14 protein-coding genes are annotated in these 15595 nt (G+C 36.1%); 7 read left to right on the forward strand and 7 right to left on the reverse strand.

Annotation, left to right across the window (positions count from 1 at the left end):
- From EQ921_RS14100 to EQ921_RS14110, 3 genes are all read right to left on the reverse strand, one after another.
- Positions 1 to 518: hypothetical protein (locus EQ921_RS14100; RefSeq protein WP_164875652.1), on the reverse strand; the 518-nt coding region annotated here is incomplete at its 3' end.
- A gap of 173 nt (positions 519 to 691) precedes the next feature.
- Positions 692 to 1813: an N-acetyl-alpha-D-glucosaminyl L-malate synthase BshA gene (bshA, locus tag EQ921_RS14105; protein WP_128152163.1), complete on the reverse strand. Its 1122-nt coding sequence runs from the start codon at positions 1811 to 1813 to the stop codon at positions 692 to 694.
- A gap of 7 nt (positions 1814 to 1820) precedes the next feature.
- Entirely contained in the window at positions 1821 to 2450 is a 630-nt protein-coding gene (locus EQ921_RS14110; protein ID WP_128332121.1) for an alpha/beta hydrolase, read from the reverse strand.
- Between the two features lie 152 nt (positions 2451 to 2602).
- On the opposite strand from EQ921_RS14110, the gene mqo reads away from it, so the two are divergent.
- Together mqo and EQ921_RS14120 are read left to right on the forward strand one after the other, a co-directional pair.
- On the forward strand, positions 2603 to 4096 hold the full coding sequence (mqo, locus tag EQ921_RS14115; RefSeq protein ID WP_128332122.1) for a malate dehydrogenase (quinone): 1494 nt from the start codon (positions 2603 to 2605) through the stop codon (positions 4094 to 4096).
- A 210-nt stretch (positions 4097 to 4306) separates the two neighbouring features.
- Positions 4307 to 5167, forward strand: a complete 861-nt coding sequence (locus EQ921_RS14120) for an alpha/beta hydrolase (RefSeq protein WP_164875653.1) — start codon at positions 4307 to 4309, stop codon at positions 5165 to 5167.
- 89 nt (positions 5168 to 5256) lie between these two features.
- On the opposite strand, the gene EQ921_RS14125 is transcribed toward EQ921_RS14120, so the two are convergent.
- Together EQ921_RS14125 and EQ921_RS14130 are read right to left on the reverse strand one after the other, a co-directional pair.
- Entirely contained in the window at positions 5257 to 5907 is a 651-nt protein-coding gene (locus EQ921_RS14125) for a protein-L-isoaspartate(D-aspartate) O-methyltransferase (RefSeq protein WP_128152171.1), read from the reverse strand.
- A gap of 64 nt (positions 5908 to 5971) precedes the next feature.
- Positions 5972 to 6898 (reverse strand): EamA family transporter, encoded by a 927-nt coding sequence (locus tag EQ921_RS14130; protein WP_128152173.1) that lies wholly within the window; start codon positions 6896 to 6898, stop codon positions 5972 to 5974.
- 295 nt (positions 6899 to 7193) lie between these two features.
- Between EQ921_RS14130 and rpsL the strand changes: the two genes are divergently transcribed.
- The 4 genes from rpsL to rpsJ are packed head-to-tail and all read left to right on the forward strand — an operon-like array spanning position 7194 to position 10528.
- Entirely contained in the window at positions 7194 to 7574 is a 381-nt protein-coding gene (gene rpsL / locus EQ921_RS14135; protein WP_128152175.1) for a 30S ribosomal protein S12, read from the forward strand.
- A gap of 24 nt (positions 7575 to 7598) precedes the next feature.
- Positions 7599 to 8075 carry a 30S ribosomal protein S7 gene (rpsG, locus tag EQ921_RS14140; protein WP_128152177.1) on the forward strand — a complete coding sequence of 159 codons (477 nt, stop codon included), beginning with the start codon at positions 7599 to 7601 and terminating at the stop codon, positions 8073 to 8075.
- Positions 8076 to 8081: 6 nt separating this feature from the next.
- Entirely contained in the window at positions 8082 to 10211 is a 2130-nt protein-coding gene (gene fusA / locus EQ921_RS14145) for an elongation factor G (RefSeq protein ID WP_128332124.1), read from the forward strand.
- Between the two features lie 11 nt (positions 10212 to 10222).
- Entirely contained in the window at positions 10223 to 10528 is a 306-nt protein-coding gene (gene rpsJ / locus EQ921_RS14150; protein WP_055425679.1) for a 30S ribosomal protein S10, read from the forward strand.
- Between the two features lie 90 nt (positions 10529 to 10618).
- Here rpsJ and ald read toward each other — a convergent pair whose 3' ends face one another.
- Positions 10619 to 11731: an alanine dehydrogenase gene (gene ald / locus EQ921_RS14155; protein WP_128332125.1), complete on the reverse strand. Its 1113-nt coding sequence runs from the start codon at positions 11729 to 11731 to the stop codon at positions 10619 to 10621.
- Positions 11732 to 11845: 114 nt separating this feature from the next.
- Positions 11846 to 13855, reverse strand: a complete 2010-nt coding sequence (uvrB, locus tag EQ921_RS14160) for an excinuclease ABC subunit UvrB (protein WP_128332126.1) — start codon at positions 13853 to 13855, stop codon at positions 11846 to 11848.
- Positions 13856 to 14104: 249 nt separating this feature from the next.
- On the opposite strand from uvrB, the gene EQ921_RS14165 reads away from it, so the two are divergent.
- On the forward strand, positions 14105 to 15580 hold the full coding sequence (locus tag EQ921_RS14165) for a hypothetical protein (protein ID WP_128332127.1): 1476 nt from the start codon (positions 14105 to 14107) through the stop codon (positions 15578 to 15580).
- Positions 15581 to 15595 lie beyond the last annotated feature (15 nt).

Here is a 15595-nt window from a genome sequence, read left to right on the forward strand (position 1 = left end):
GGGTAGGCATTCTTATCTCCGAAGGCTTCGGCATAACAGCTGATCATAAATTCATCATGGTCGGCCATGCGCTGGTGGATATCCAGGGTAAAATGGCTGTCTTTCAGTACGTCCTGCCCGCCTATCTGGATCGTTGCATACACGATATGGGAGTTCTGCAGCTGGGAGGCTATGTCTCCTCCGTATTTGGCATAGTATTTACTGGCCTCTTCCCTGAGTTCTTTTTCCAGAACTTCGGGAGGAGTGACCGTAAAGTTATTTAAGGGTTTGAATAGTTCACTATCGGGTATATCGGAATATTTCTGGCTAAGGGTGGAAAGTCCCTGCTGTATTTCCGAAGCGGCGGATTGGGCTTGGGAATAAGCCTCTTGGGCTTGTTGGGCGGCTTCGGATAAAGGAGCGGTGGCTTCGGTAAGTTTCTGGTTTACCTTATCGGTGACTCCGCTGGCATCGGCTGCATTTTTGGCCAATTCGGATGCCTTAGGAGCCTGGAAGGAGTTTTTGTCCATCTGACTCATAACTAAATGATTTAAATTTATTGATTAATTAATAAAAAATATATATCGGGTAAAAATACTAATAAATTTTATACGATAACCTAAATTAAGATTATTTTATATTTTTTTTCACGAAAATAGTTGGAGATTAGGGACTTAAACTATAAATATTCAGCAAATGCTAGTCTATTTTTTTAATGAATAAGAGCTTTATTATATAATTGTGTATACAAAGGAAGGATTTTCGTTTTATCAAATAATAATGCTTCTTCTTTTGCTTGTTTTTTAAAAAGTTCCAGTAAAGAAGGCTGAGATAAAAGTTTAATGGCATTTTGTGCCATAGCCTCCACATCACCGACCGGGGAGACAAATCCCGAAAATCCATCCCGGTTTACTTCTTTAATTCCTCCGGCATTGCTGGAAATTACGGGAATTCCACAGGCCATAGCCTCCAGGGCAGCCAGACCGAAACTTTCCTGTTCGGAAGGAAGAAGAAATAAATCGGCAAGTTGTAAAACCGACTGTACATCCAGCATTTTTCCAAATGTTTTTACTTTATCTCCCAGCTGATACTCATGGGTATAGTGTTCAATGGTTTCTGCCTCCGGACCTTCACCAACAATAAGTAACCGGGATTTAACCTGTTTTTGGACAAGATTAAAAATTTTCATAACATCATCTATTCGTTTGACTGAACGAAGATTGGAGACATGAATTAAAAGTTTTTCATCTTCTGCTACAAAATTTTTACGGGTACAGGGTAAAACAGGAGCTACCAGCTGGTTGTCTATAAAATTGGGTATAACTTCAATTTCTTTACGTATTTTGAAAACCTCATAAGTATCTTGCTTCAGGCTTTCGGATACTGCTGTTATATAATCGGACTGATTAATGGAAAATTCCACAGCCGATTTATAAATCGGGTGTTTTCCTACCAGAGTGATATCGGTTCCGTGCAGTGTGGTGATCACAGGCAGGCGGATGCCTTCTTCTTTTAGTATCTGTTTGGCAAAGTAGGCGGCGTAGGCATGAGGGATAGCATAGTGAACATGAAGCAAATCCAGACCGTAGGTTTCCACGATATTAACTATGATAGTGGAAAGAGCCAGTGAAAAAGGCTGATATTCGAAAAGCGGATAGGGCTTGACATGTACCTGATGAAAATAGATATTGGGCAGGGTAATATCCAGCTTTGCAGGTAAACTGTAACTGATAAAATGAGCCTCGTGTCCCTGCGCTGCCATTTCCATGCCGAGCTGGGTTGCTACAATTCCACTACCGCCGAATGTCGGGTAACAGACAATACCTATTTTCATATATCAATTATTGTAAAAAGTTCAGTAAATCGTAATAGTTTTCTGCATTAATTCCGTGTCCCTGTTCGTATTCATGGTACTCAAAATCTAAATCCAGTTCTTCGCAGATAGGCTTAAACTGTCTTGCCCACTGAATAGGAATGACAGGATCTTCTTTTCCATGAGATATAAAGAATTCCAGCTGGGAAAAATCTGTTCCCATATCAATATCTTTTAATAACTCCGGATCAGGGTACCCGCTTAAACAAAGAATCTTTTTAAAGGTTTGAGGATGGTGCAGGGCCAGAGAAAAGGATAAAATAGCCCCCTGGCTGAACCCTAACAGTGTGATTGAGTTTTTATCAAAAGGAAACTTTTCATGAATCTGAGTAATAAATTGGATGATTATTTCTTGAGATTCAACCGCCTGTTGAACATCCGTCATTCGGGCACCTCCTGAAAAATCCAAATCGTACCATGAAAATCCTCCCATCGGGGTTTCCCTTACAGCTCTAAGGCTTATGACGTATGCATCATCCGGCAATTCCTCTGCAAAACTGAACAAATCCTGCTCATTGCTTCCATAGCCGTGTAATAATAAGATTAATGAAGGAGTTTCCGTAGCCGATTTAGGTTCTCTGAGTAAATAATGTACCATACCTGTATAATATTCTTTAACAACAAATGTACTTATTTTTAAGAAACTCTCCGTATATAATATTTGACAGCAGATAAAATCCGAGGATAAAAATTGGGATAAGGCATTAATTTTGCAGTGTAAGCTGTGGGTTTAAAAAGAATGATACAACCATGAATAATCGTAAAGAAACATCTAAAAAAGAAGTGGTTTTGATAGGGGCAGGAATTATGAGTGCTACCTTAAGCATGATGCTGAAACAACTGGATCCGGAAATACATATAAAAGTCTATGAAATGCTGGATGAAATGGCAGATGAAAGTTCCTCAGCCATGAATAATGCAGGAACCGGACATTCCGGTTTTTGTGAGCTTAATTATACTCCGGAACTTGCCGATGGTACTATTGATATAAGTAAAGCCGTTTATGTGGCCTCCCAGTTTGAACTGTCCAAGGAGTTCTGGAGCTATCTGGTTGAGCATGGCTATATATCTTCACCTGACAATTTTATACATACCACTCCGCATTATAGTTTTGTAACCGGAGAAAAAGATATAAATTTTTTAAGAAAGAGGTACGAAACCATTCATAAGCATCCTTTATTTAAACAAATGGAGTATTCTGAAGAATATTCCGGAATAAAAAACTGGATTCCTTTGGTAATGGAAGGCAGATCCCGGGAAGAGAAAAATGCAGCTACCAAAATAAGATTAGGAACCGATGTTAATTTTGGTTCTCTCACTAAAGAAATGTTTTCTACCCTGATAGAGAATGGCGAGATTGAAATGAACCTTCATCATAAGGTGAAAGATTTAACGCGCCGGGAAGATGGGAGATGGGATATAAAAGTGAAAAACAGGGATACGGAAGAAACATTTACTACCACGGCTGATTTTGTTTTTATAGGAGCCGGAGGTGGAGCAATCCTTTTATTGGAAAAATCAGGAATCAGGGAAGCTCGTGGATTCGGAGGCTTTCCTGTGGGGGGCGAATGGCTGGTTTGTACGAATGAAGCGGTTATTAAAAGACATCATGCAAAAGTATACGGACAGGCAGGAATCGGTGCACCTCCCATGTCAGTTCCTCATCTGGATTCTCGTACTATTGATGGAAAACAGCAGTTGTTATTCGGCCCTTTTGCTGTTTTTTCCACCAAATTTTTAAAGCATGGCTCTTTTCTGGATTTATTTAAATCACTGCGATTTGAAAATATCGGAGCTATGATACAGGCGGGCTGGCATAATATGGATTTAACAAAATATCTGATCGATCAGGTAAAACTTACCAAAAGCCAGAAAATAGATTCTCTGAAACAATATTTTCCAGAGGCTGTATCGGAAGACTGGGAAGAAAAAGTTGCCGGACAACGGGTACAGGTGATCGAAAAGGATGAAAAAAAAGGAGGAGTCTTAAAGTTCGGAACCGAAGTTATAAGTTCTGAAGATGGCAGCTTATCTGCTTTATTGGGGGCTTCGCCGGGAGCTTCTACGGCGGTAGCCATCATGCTGGATTTATTAAAAGAGTGTTTCAGTGAAGAATTTAATTCGCCTCAATGGCAGGCTAAACTAAAAGAAATGGTTCCTTCTTATGCTGGAAATTTTAATGACGAAGCCTATTGTGATCAGGTAAGGCAAAGAACTCATACTCTTTTAGGATTAGAATTATAAAGACTTATTCGATTTCTAATTATAAAAATATATGAAGATATTCTGTGAAGGATACGAATATAAAGGCTACGTTTTTATTAACGGTAACTGCAACTTAAGATCTGTACGTTATATAAAAATAGGTTTAACTTACGTAATCAAAGAGAAATGAAAAATGTAATAGTATTTATTTTTTGTATAAATTGGCTATCTGGACAAAATAATCATTTAATGATCGTAAAACCGAACGAAATTTTATTATGGAGTACCAATATTCCTGAAAATTCACAACTTACCGGAACTAACAAAATATCTCCCAAAGGTTCATACACAAATGTAACAACTCCTTTACTGGTTGTTCATAAGCCTGAACTTCCCAACGGATTGGCTGTGTTGGTTATAAGTGGAGGCGGATATTCTCATATAGCTTCAGGAAATGAGGGATATCCGGTTTCTCAATGGCTTAATTCGTTAGGCATAACAGCTTTTGAACTCATTTACCGTTTACCCGGAGAAAATGAGAATAACAGGCAGGTTCCTTTTCAGGATGCACAGCGGGCTATGCGAATGATTAGAAATTATGCAGTTACCTATAAAATAAATCCCGAGAAAATTGGGATTCTTGGTTTTTCTGCCGGAGGTCATTTAGCCGGTTATATTTCTTCTATGTCTGAGTATTCATTTTATAAACCTCAGGATTCCCTTGATTTTGTTTCTGCCCGGCCAGATTTTTGCGGACTTATTTATCCTATTGTATCTATGCAGCCAATAAATAGTAAAACCAACTCATTTAAAAATTTATTAGGACCCAATCCTTCCAAAGAAAATGAAAATTTATTTTCTGTTGAAAAGCAGGTAAACTCTCATACCCCTCCAACCTTTATAGCTCAGTCAGTAGATGATCCTGTTTCTCCTATAGAAAATAGTTTACTTATATTTCATTCTTTAAGAGAGCAGAAAATCCCGGTTGAAATGCATCTTTTTCAAACCGGAGGTCATGGTTGGGGAATGGGAAAATCAAGATCGGAAACTTTAGAATGGCCTAAACTGTTTTTAAACTGGTTAAAGCAGAATAAGATATTAGAATACTAAAAACTGAGTATTTCTTTTCCATATTTCGATTCCGGAAGGTTAGGCTATATATATAAAATAATTATTGTATAAAAAACTTTCATATATTATTATCCCAGTTCTCTGTTTTCCAGCATAGGAACAAATTGGTAATCGCCAAATTCCATAGTTTCAAAAGTAGTAGCATCCAGTTTAAGTACCGTATACATTTTTTGTTCTTTTTCCCCGATAGGTATAACCATAATGCCTCCGACAGCTAACTGCTTTAGTAACATTTTAGGCATTTGGGGAGCACCTGCGGTAACAATAATCTTGTCAAAAGGTGCAAAAGAAGGAAGACCGGCGTATCCGTCTCCGAAAGTCTGATGTTTAGGTAGAAAATGGATTTTTCTTAAAATATTCCTTGAAAATTCAAAAAGCTCTTTCTGCCTTTCAATAGTATATACCTGAGCACCCAAAGCCACAAGTACAGCAGTCTGGTAGCCGGAACCGGTACCTATTTCCAGAATTTTTTCTCCTTTCTGAATGTGTAAAAGCTGACTTTGAAAAGCAACGGTATAAGGGTGAGAAATAGTTTGTCCTGATAATATAGGAAATGCCCGGTCTTCATACGCCAAATCTTCAAATATGGAGTCTATGAACAGATGCCGGGGAACCTGATTAATTGCGTGAAGCACTGCGGGGTCTGATATTCCTTTTAGTTTTAGTAAGCTAATTAGCTGATTTCGTTTTCCTTTATGTTTTAAAGTATCCAATTTCATTTGTCGGCAAGTTATTTAAAATATGAATGGAAAGCAATATTGAAATGTACAAAATGATAAATAATTATTGTGTTTTTTTGGTTCTGAAACGTTTAGGAATGATGAAAACAAGATTTAACAAAACTATGGATAATAATATGAGTGCAATACCGGTCCATTGTAAAGCATTTACTTTTTCGTGCAGTAGGAATTTTGCCATTAATACGGAAACCGGAAGTTCCAGCGAGGCAATAATACTTCCCACGCCAATGCCCACTACCGGCATTCCTTTGGTAAATAAAAACGGAGGGAGAATGGTTCCGAATACTGCGAGTATGATGCCCCAGGTATAAAAAATTGAAAAATTAAAGGGTTCGGTAACGATGGTGTATCCCCAGATAAGGGTAACCATAAGTGTGGCTCCTGTTAAAAGATATACGGAGCGTAAGGAGGAGGGAAGCTTGGTTCCTATTTTATTAGAAGAAAACATGGAAAAGGTATACGACAAAGCGGATAATAATCCGAAAATTACTCCCGTTATGTTTAGTTTAATGTTTGATTCATTAATTAAGTTGGTGGCCAATAAGGTTCCGGTAAGTATTAATAAAATTGCAAGTTTCTGAACCAGTGTTGGCTTTTTTCTGTTAATGATGAAATCCACCAATGCTCCCATCCATACGGCCTGCATTAATAATACGATACAAATGGAAACCGGAATTTTATAATGTACAGCCAGATAATAGAAAGTACTGGTAAGTCCAAAAGAAGTTCCGCAAAGTATTAAATACAGTTTATCTTTACGGCTGGCAGGAGGAAGGTTTCCAGCGTCTTTTTTTTTGCTGAATAAATGAATGATCAGGAGTCCCAGCAACCCCAGAACGGCTTGTGAAAAAGTGACCTCTGCCGTGGTATAACCCTCATTATAGGCTAGCCTTACAAAGGTTGCCAAAACTCCGTATGAGGAAGCAGCAAAGGCTACAAAAAATAAAGATTTTAAGTAGGTTAAATTCATGAATGTAATTTATATGGTTATTGAATTGCAAAGGTAGAAAGTAATTGTTAATGAGGAAAATGAAAATCAATTTAACTTTTTGGTTTATTGGGTTTTTATAGGTATGATTATATGTTTTTGATAGTCAGATTGATAGGTGATTTTTGTGTTTTGATTTAAAAAAAAATAGGAATCTGTTTTATGATAAGCTTTAACTTCGTAAAAATCTGAGATTAAATGGCTAGAATATGAGGATATTATTTTTGTATATCTAAAAAAAACACTACATTTGCGACCTAAAATTAAAAGAGCATAAATGCCAACTATTCAACAATTAGTAAGAAAAGGAAGAGCCACACTTGCCAAGAAGAGTAAATCGGCTGCTTTAGATTCTTGTCCACAAAGACGTGGAGTATGTACCCGTGTATATACCACTACACCGAAAAAACCGAATTCAGCACTTAGAAAAGTTGCAAGGGTTCGTTTAACAAACGGTAAAGAGGTGAACGCGTACATTCCAGGAGAAGGACATAATCTACAAGAGCACTCGATAGTATTGGTGAGAGGCGGAAGAGTAAAAGATTTACCGGGAGTTCGTTATCACATTGTTAGGGGAGCTTTAGACACCGCTGGTGTACAAGGTCGTTTACAAAGAAGAAGTAAATACGGAGCAAAACGTCCTAAAGACAAAAAATAGTAATAACGAAATTATTCAGGTAAAATGAGAAAAACGAAAGCAAAAAAACGCCCGCTTTTACCAGATCCTAAATTTAATGATCAATTGGTAACACGTTTCGTTAATAACTTAATGAAAGACGGTAAAAAAAGTATAGCTTTTAAAATTTTCTACGATGCATTAGAAATTGTAGAATCGAAAAAAGAAGATCAGGAAAAAACATCTTTGGAAATATGGAAAGATGCTTTGGAAAATGTAATGCCTCATGTAGAAGTACGTAGCCGTAGAGTAGGTGGAGCTAACTTCCAGATTCCAATGCCTATTCGTCCGGATAGAAAAATTTCTATGGCGATGAAATGGTTGATTAAATACTCCAGAGATAGAAATGAAAAGTCCATGTCTCAAAAGTTAGCTTCTGAAATTATAGCAGCTGCAAAAGAGGAAGGTGCTGCTGTTAAAAAGAAAACAGATACTCACCGTATGGCTGAAGCTAACAAAGCATTCTCACATTTCAAATTCTAAGATTGTATGTCAAGAGATTTAAAATATACACGTAATATAGGTATTGCTGCTCATATCGATGCAGGAAAAACCACAACAACGGAAAGGATTTTATTTTATACTGGGGTTAACCATAAAATAGGAGAGGTTCACGATGGTGCTTCTACTATGGACTGGATGGTTCAGGAAGCTGAAAGAGGTATCACCATTACTTCCGCAGCTACTACCTGTAACTGGAATTTCCCTTTAACTGATGATGGTAAAAAATTATCAGACACTCAGTCTTACCACTTTAATATCATTGACACTCCGGGACACGTTGACTTTACTGTTGAGGTGAACCGATCTTTACGGGTATTAGACGGTTTAGTTTTCTTATTTAGTGCAGTGGATGGTGTGGAACCTCAATCTGAAACTAACTGGAGACTTGCCGATAATTACAAAGTTCCGAGAATGGGATTTGTAAATAAAATGGACAGACAAGGTTCCGATTTCTTGAACGTTTGTCGCCAGGTTAAAGACATGTTAGGATCTAATGCAGTTCCTATCGTTCTACCTATTGGTTCAGAAGAAGATTTCAAAGGAGTTGTTGACCTGGTTAAAAACCGTGCAATAGTATGGCATAATGATAACTTCGGTTCAACTTTTGATATTGTTGATATTCCTGAAGATATGCAGGAAGAAGTTTTAGAATACCGTCAAAACCTTATCGAGGCTGTGGCTGAGTATGACGAAAGTCTGATGGAAAAATTCTTTGAAGATCCGGATTCAATTTCTGAAGAAGAAATTCACGAAGCACTTCGTAAAGCAACTATAGATATTAGTATTATTCCTATGGTTTGTGGTTCTTCATTCAAAAATAAAGGAGTTCAGTTTATGTTGGATGCAGTATGTCGTTATCTTCCTTCTCCTTTGGATAAAGAAGCTATCGAAGGTATAGACCCAAAAACTGATGAGCCTATTTCAAGAAAACCGGATGCAAAAGAGCCGTTTTCAGCTTTAGCATTTAAAATTGCTACTGACCCTTATGTAGGTCGTTTAGCTTTCTTCAGAGCTTATTCCGGTCATTTGGATGCAGGTTCTTATGTTCTGAATACCCGTTCAGGAGATAAAGAAAGAATTTCAAGAATCTATCAGATGCACGCAAATAAACAAAATCCTATCGAATATATTGAGGCAGGAGATATTGGTGCAGCGGTAGGTTTTAAAGATATAAAAACAGGAGACACCCTTTGTGAGGAAAAATCTCCGATTATCTTAGAAAGTATGGTATTCCCGGACCCGGTTATCGGTATTGCTGTAGAACCAAAAACTAAAGCAGACGTTGATAAATTAGGTATGGCTTTATCTAAATTAGCTGAAGAAGATCCAACCTTCCAGGTTAAAACAGACGAAGCTTCCGGACAAACTGTAATTTCAGGTATGGGTGAGCTTCACTTAGATATTATTGTAGACCGTTTAAGAAGAGAGTTTAAAGTTGAAGTTAACCAGGGGCAACCTCAGGTTGAGTACAAAGAAGCTCTTATGGGAACTGCTTCTCATCGTGAAGTTTACAAAAAACAAACCGGTGGACGTGGTAAATTCGCAGACATTGTATTTGATATATCTACAGCTGATGAAGGTAAAACAGGTCTTGAGTTTGTGAATGAAATCAAAGGTGGGAATATTCCAAGAGAATTTGTTCCTTCTGTAGAAAAAGGTTTCAAAGAAGCTATGAAAAACGGTCCTTTAGCAGGATATGAAATAGACGGAATGAAGATTACGTTGAAAGACGGATCTTTCCACCCGGTTGACTCTGACCAGTTATCTTTCGAATTAGCAGCCAAATTAGGATTTAAAGAAGCTGCTAGAAAAGCGAAACCGGTAATAATGGAACCTATTATGAAATTGGAGGTATTAACTCCTGAGGAATATATGGGGGATATTGTTGGTGACTTGAACCGTCGTAGAGCTACTGTAAATGGTATGGATGATAGAAATAACGCAAAAGTTATCAAAGCATTTGTTCCGTTATCAGAAATGTTTGGATATGTAACGTCTTTAAGAACTTTATCTTCAGGACGTGCAACTTCAACTATGGAGTTTGATCATTACGAAGCAGCTCCTCAGAACGTAGCAGATGAGGTTATCGCTAAAGCTAAAGGTACAAATGCTTAATATTTAAAACAATGAGTCAAAAAATAAGAATAAAACTTAAATCTTACGATTATAATTTAGTTGATAAATCAGCTGAGAAAATCGTAAAAACTGTAAAAGCGACTGGTGCTGTAGTTAACGGACCTATTCCATTACCTACTCACAAAAGAATCTTTACTGTTTTACGTTCTCCACACGTAAATAAAAAATCTCGTGAGCAGTTTCAATTAAATTCTCATAAGAGGTTAATGGATATTTACAGCTCTTCTTCTAAGACTGTAGATGCTTTAATGAAACTTGAACTTCCTAGTGGAGTAGAAGTTGAAATCAAAGTTTAATTTGAGATATTTAACTATCCATATAAAAACCTCCTGTTTTTCAGGAGGTTTTTTTATTGGTGTTTATGATAATCGTTTAAAAATTAAAAATTATAAAAATAGATCTGGTTGAACAAATTCCAGATTAAATGCTTCAGCAACTCCCGGATAAACTACATTTCCCTGAATAATATTTAATCCTTTTTTCAATTCTTCTTTTTCAGAACAAGCTTTTTTCCAACCTTTATCCGCAACTTCCAGTATATAAGGAAGCGTACAGTTGGTTAATGCCAGGGTTGAGGTATATGGCACAGCTCCCGGCATATTGGCTACACAATAATGTAAGACGTCATCGATGATAAAAGTAGGATCATTATGAGTTGTAGGAGTACAGGTTTCAACACAGCCTCCCTGATCCACAGCAACATCCACAATTACAGTCCCTGGTCGCATATCTTTCAGCATATCCCGGGTAATAAGTTTCGGTGCTTTTGCACCCGGAATTAATACAGCTCCAATAATTAAATCATGAGTTTTTATAAGGTTTTTTATATTGTACCTGCTTGAATATTCTGTAATAACATGTGGGGGAAGTATATCGCTAATGTATCTTAGTTTATTCATGTCAATATCCACAATGGTTACCTGCGCACCTAAGCCGGATGCCATTTTAGCTGCCTGAATACCCACTATTCCAGCTCCTAAAATAAGCACTTTTCCCGGAGGTACTCCCGGAACTCCACCTAAGAGAACCCCTCTTCCTTTTGCAGGTTTTTCAAGAAATTTAGCTCCTTGCTGAATAGCCATTCTTCCGGCCACTTCAGACATAGGAATTAATAAAGGAAGGCTTCGATCTTTACGTTCTACTGTTTCGTAAGCAAGGCAAACTGATTTGCTTTCAATCATAGCATGAGTAAGCTTTTCACTTGAGGCAAAATGGAAGTATGTAAAAATGATTTGATCTTTCCTAGCCAGTGAAAGCTCCTGCTCAATAGGTTCTTTGACTTTTAATATCATCTCGGCTTCAGACCAGATTTTTTCAGGAGAATCATATATATGTCCTCCTGCCTGAATATACTCTTCATTAGATATTCCACTTCCTACACCGGCATTTTTTTCAATCAAGACTTTATGTCCCCGGTGAGAAAGTTCGAAAACTCCTGCAGCTGTAAGCGCTACTCTGTTTTCGTTATTCTTGATTTCTTTAGGTACTCCTATAATCATATCTTATAATTTTATGGTCTTATAACAAAATTATAAAAAGAGCGGATATAATATGAAATTATTAATCTAAATTTTAAAAAAAATATAGGTTAAATTATGCTTTCTATGGTAGCATTAAGAATTATTTTTATTTAAAGTCTCTTTCAGTTCATTGATTTCATCACGGAATTTAGCAGCGGTTAAAAAGTCCAGATTTTTAGCTGCTTTTTCCATTTCTTTTTGTTTTTTAGAAATAATTTTTTCCAGATTTTCGTTATTATATTGCACAGAAGGTTCAGCAGCTGTTTTTATATCATCTTTGACATTGTAGGTTTCAATAGCAGCCTCTTGGTCACCTATGGATATTTTTGTGATTTTTTTGTTTAATGGTTTAGGGGTAATATGATGATCTATATTAAACTGATTCTGAATTTCCCTTCTTCGAGATGTTTCATCAATGGTTTTTTTCATACTATCAGTCATCTTATCTGCATACATAATTACTTTACCGTGAATATTTCTGGCAGCACGTCCGGCAGTTTGAGTAAGCGAACGGTGGGAGCGTAAAAAACCCTCTTTGTCCGCATCTAATATGGCAACTAATGAAACTTCGGGTAAATCCAGACCTTCCCTTAACAAATTTACTCCCACAAGAACATCAAATTTTCCTAATCTTAAATCCTGCATTATTTCAACTCTTTCCAATGTATCTATATCTGAATGTATATATCGTGTTCTTATACCGAATTTGGTCAGGTATTTGGTCAGTTCTTCTGCCATTCTTTTGGTTAAAGTAGTAACTAAAACCCTTTCATCTTCTTCAATCCGTTTTTGTATTTCGGCCATTAAATCATCAATTTGATTTAAAGAAGGCCGGACTTCTATTTCTGGATCTAATAGTCCGGTAGGTCTGATAATTTGTTCAACAAAAACTCCTTCACTTTTTTGAAGCTCATAATCCGCAGGGGTTGCACTTACATAAATTACCTGATTTTGCATCATTTCAAATTCTTCAAATTTTAATGGGCGGTTATCCATAGCTGCAGGTAACCTGAAACCGTATTCAACTAAAGTTTCTTTTCTGCTTCTATCTCCTCCGTACATGGCGTGAACCTGTGGAAGAGTAACGTGGCTTTCATCTACAACCATAAGAAAATCTTTAGGAAAATAATCCAATAGACAGAAAGGGCGAGATCCGGGAGCTCTCCCATCTAAATATCTTGAATAATTTTCAATTCCTGAACAATACCCTAGCTCTTTAATCATTTCTAAATCAAATTCAGTTCGTTCTTTTAAACGATGAGCTTCTAATGATTTACCAATTTCATTATAATATTCTACCTGTTTACCCAAATCAATTTGTATATTTTTTATCGCTTGGTTTAAGGTATCTGGTGAGGTAACAAACAGATTGGCAGGATAAATGTTTATATTTTCAATGGAATCTATTACATTATTGGAAACATAATCTACGTTTTCAATTCTATCTACTTCATTTCCAAATAATTGTATACGTATTCCCGTGTCTGAATATGCGGGAAAAACGTCTATAACATCACCTTTAACTCTAAAATTACCTCTTCCAAAATTCATTTCGGATCGAGAATAAAGTGCTGAGACTAACGATTGCAATAATTTGGTTTTTGTGATTTGTTGGCCAACCTCTAATGCCACAAGGTTTTTTTGGAATTCCTGCGGATTTCCTATACCATATAAACAGGATACAGAGGAAACAACTAATACGTCTCTTCTTCCTGAAAGTAAGGCTGATGATGCACTTAATCGAAGTTTTTCAAGATTTTCGTTGATTGATAAATCTTTTTCGATATAAGTATTTGTGGTAGGCATAAATGCTTCCGGTTGATAATAATCATAGTAAGAAACAAAATATTCAACTGCATTATTAGGAAAAAACTCTTTAAACTCCATATATAGCTGAGCAGCAAGTGTTTTATTATGTGCTAAGATAATTGTAGGGCGTTGTATATTTTGGATAACATTTGCAATGGTAAAGGTTTTACCAGAACCTGTCACTCCTAATAAGGTTTGATATCTTTCATCATTTAATATTCCTTTGGATAGTGATTCAATTGCTCTGGGCTGATCTCCTGTAGGTTGGAAAGGAGAAACTACTTCAAACTTCATATATCAAATTTACGAATATATAATTAATAATCTAGTATATAAGATTTTATATATATTCCATGCATATTAGAAAAATAATAATATAGATTAATAAATATTAAGTTGTTTTTAGAAAAATGTTGTTTTTTTTATATGTAAATCAATGAGTTAAGTTATGTAAGCTATTTTTGTATAATCTGTTGGTCATTTTAAAATTTACTTATATTACTTGTATATTTTTGCGAAATATTTAAAAAGAGACTAACATTCATGAAAAATTTTGTATTAATTAGTTCGTTATTTATTTTATCTGTATCATATATGTCTGGTCAGGTAGGTATTGGGACGGAATTCCCAAATGTAAAATCTATATTAGATGTTGAATCTGATAATTTAGGAGTTTTACTACCAAGGGTGAGTAAAGCCGAGAGAGATGCGATGGATTTAAGTTCTTCAGAAAAATCCTTATTAATATTCAATACAGATTCCAACTGTTATAATTTCTGGCAAGGGGATCAATGGCTAAACCTTTGTGGTGAAACTCCAGGTATTGAGTATACTATGGATTGTGCTACATTAGTACTGGGGCCTACTATTAGTAAATTAGTACCCAACAAGGAACTGGACGAAAATGATTATGTTGAAGTTACTATTAATGTTACCAATCCGGGACCCTTATCTTTAACCACTAACATAGTTAATGGGTATTACTTTACTTATTCCGGAACGATTACTGAGGTTGGAAAACGTAGTATTCGTCTAACGGGAGAAGGTAGACCAATAACACCTAAATTGTCCAGTAATTTTAAAATTTCTGGAGCTAAGGGATGTTCATTCACAGCAACAACCGATGGGTTAAGTACAAGAACAATTAATGTACTATTTTTAGGACTGAATGATGCTTATACTCCAAATAGTACATCAGCATCTGGTTTTTCAAACTTTTCAGCAGTTTTATCAAATCCTATGGTTTTTGGAAATGACGGTACAAACAACGGTATAGTTTCAGGATTTAAAAATGTTTCTATGACTACGATTTCTTTATCAACTACAACCAACAGAATTCAGGCAATTAATGCACTTCAGTCAGGTACCTATGATATTGTGATAACCAGTTGGGGAGATGATGGAGCAACGGCTGCAAACAGGCAAGATTTAGCTAATGCAGTGAAAGTTTTTTTAACTCAAGAAAAAAAAGCTGCTTTATTTTTACTAACTCAGGATTCGCAGGTTTATGCTAAATTATCTAATCTTTTAGTTTCTGGAAGTGCTGACACTGTAACCGGTTTACAAGGCAGCAGGGCAACACCTTCTTCTGTAAACGGAGCTATTGAAAATATTGATCATCCACTTACTAATGGACCTTTCGGAAATTTAAGAGGCTTACCTTATACTTCTTACGATGATGGTTTATATTTGAATAATACTGTAGGTAAAGTATTTGCTAAGGAAAAAAATTCATTTATTGTAAATAATAATATTGTACAGGCCGTAACATTTACCCCTAAAGATTATTCTGATAATGTAATTGCCAGTTTTTCATTTAATTTTTCTAACAATTTAAATGATACCGGAGGTGGTGATACAGGAATATTTGCAGGACCCAATATGTTTAATTGTTCTTCAGTTTCAGCTACTCAATGTAAATATGAAAATATGGTTCAGGCTGGACAAGGTGATCAAACAAAAATTAATACTGCATTTAATCTGAATATATTAGCTTATTTAATTGGGAAAGTTTTGTAAAATATCTTAATTATA

It is taken from the genome of Apibacter sp. HY039 (genome assembly GCF_004023655.1).
GTDB classification, from domain to species: domain Bacteria; phylum Bacteroidota; class Bacteroidia; order Flavobacteriales; family Weeksellaceae; genus Apibacter; species Apibacter raozihei.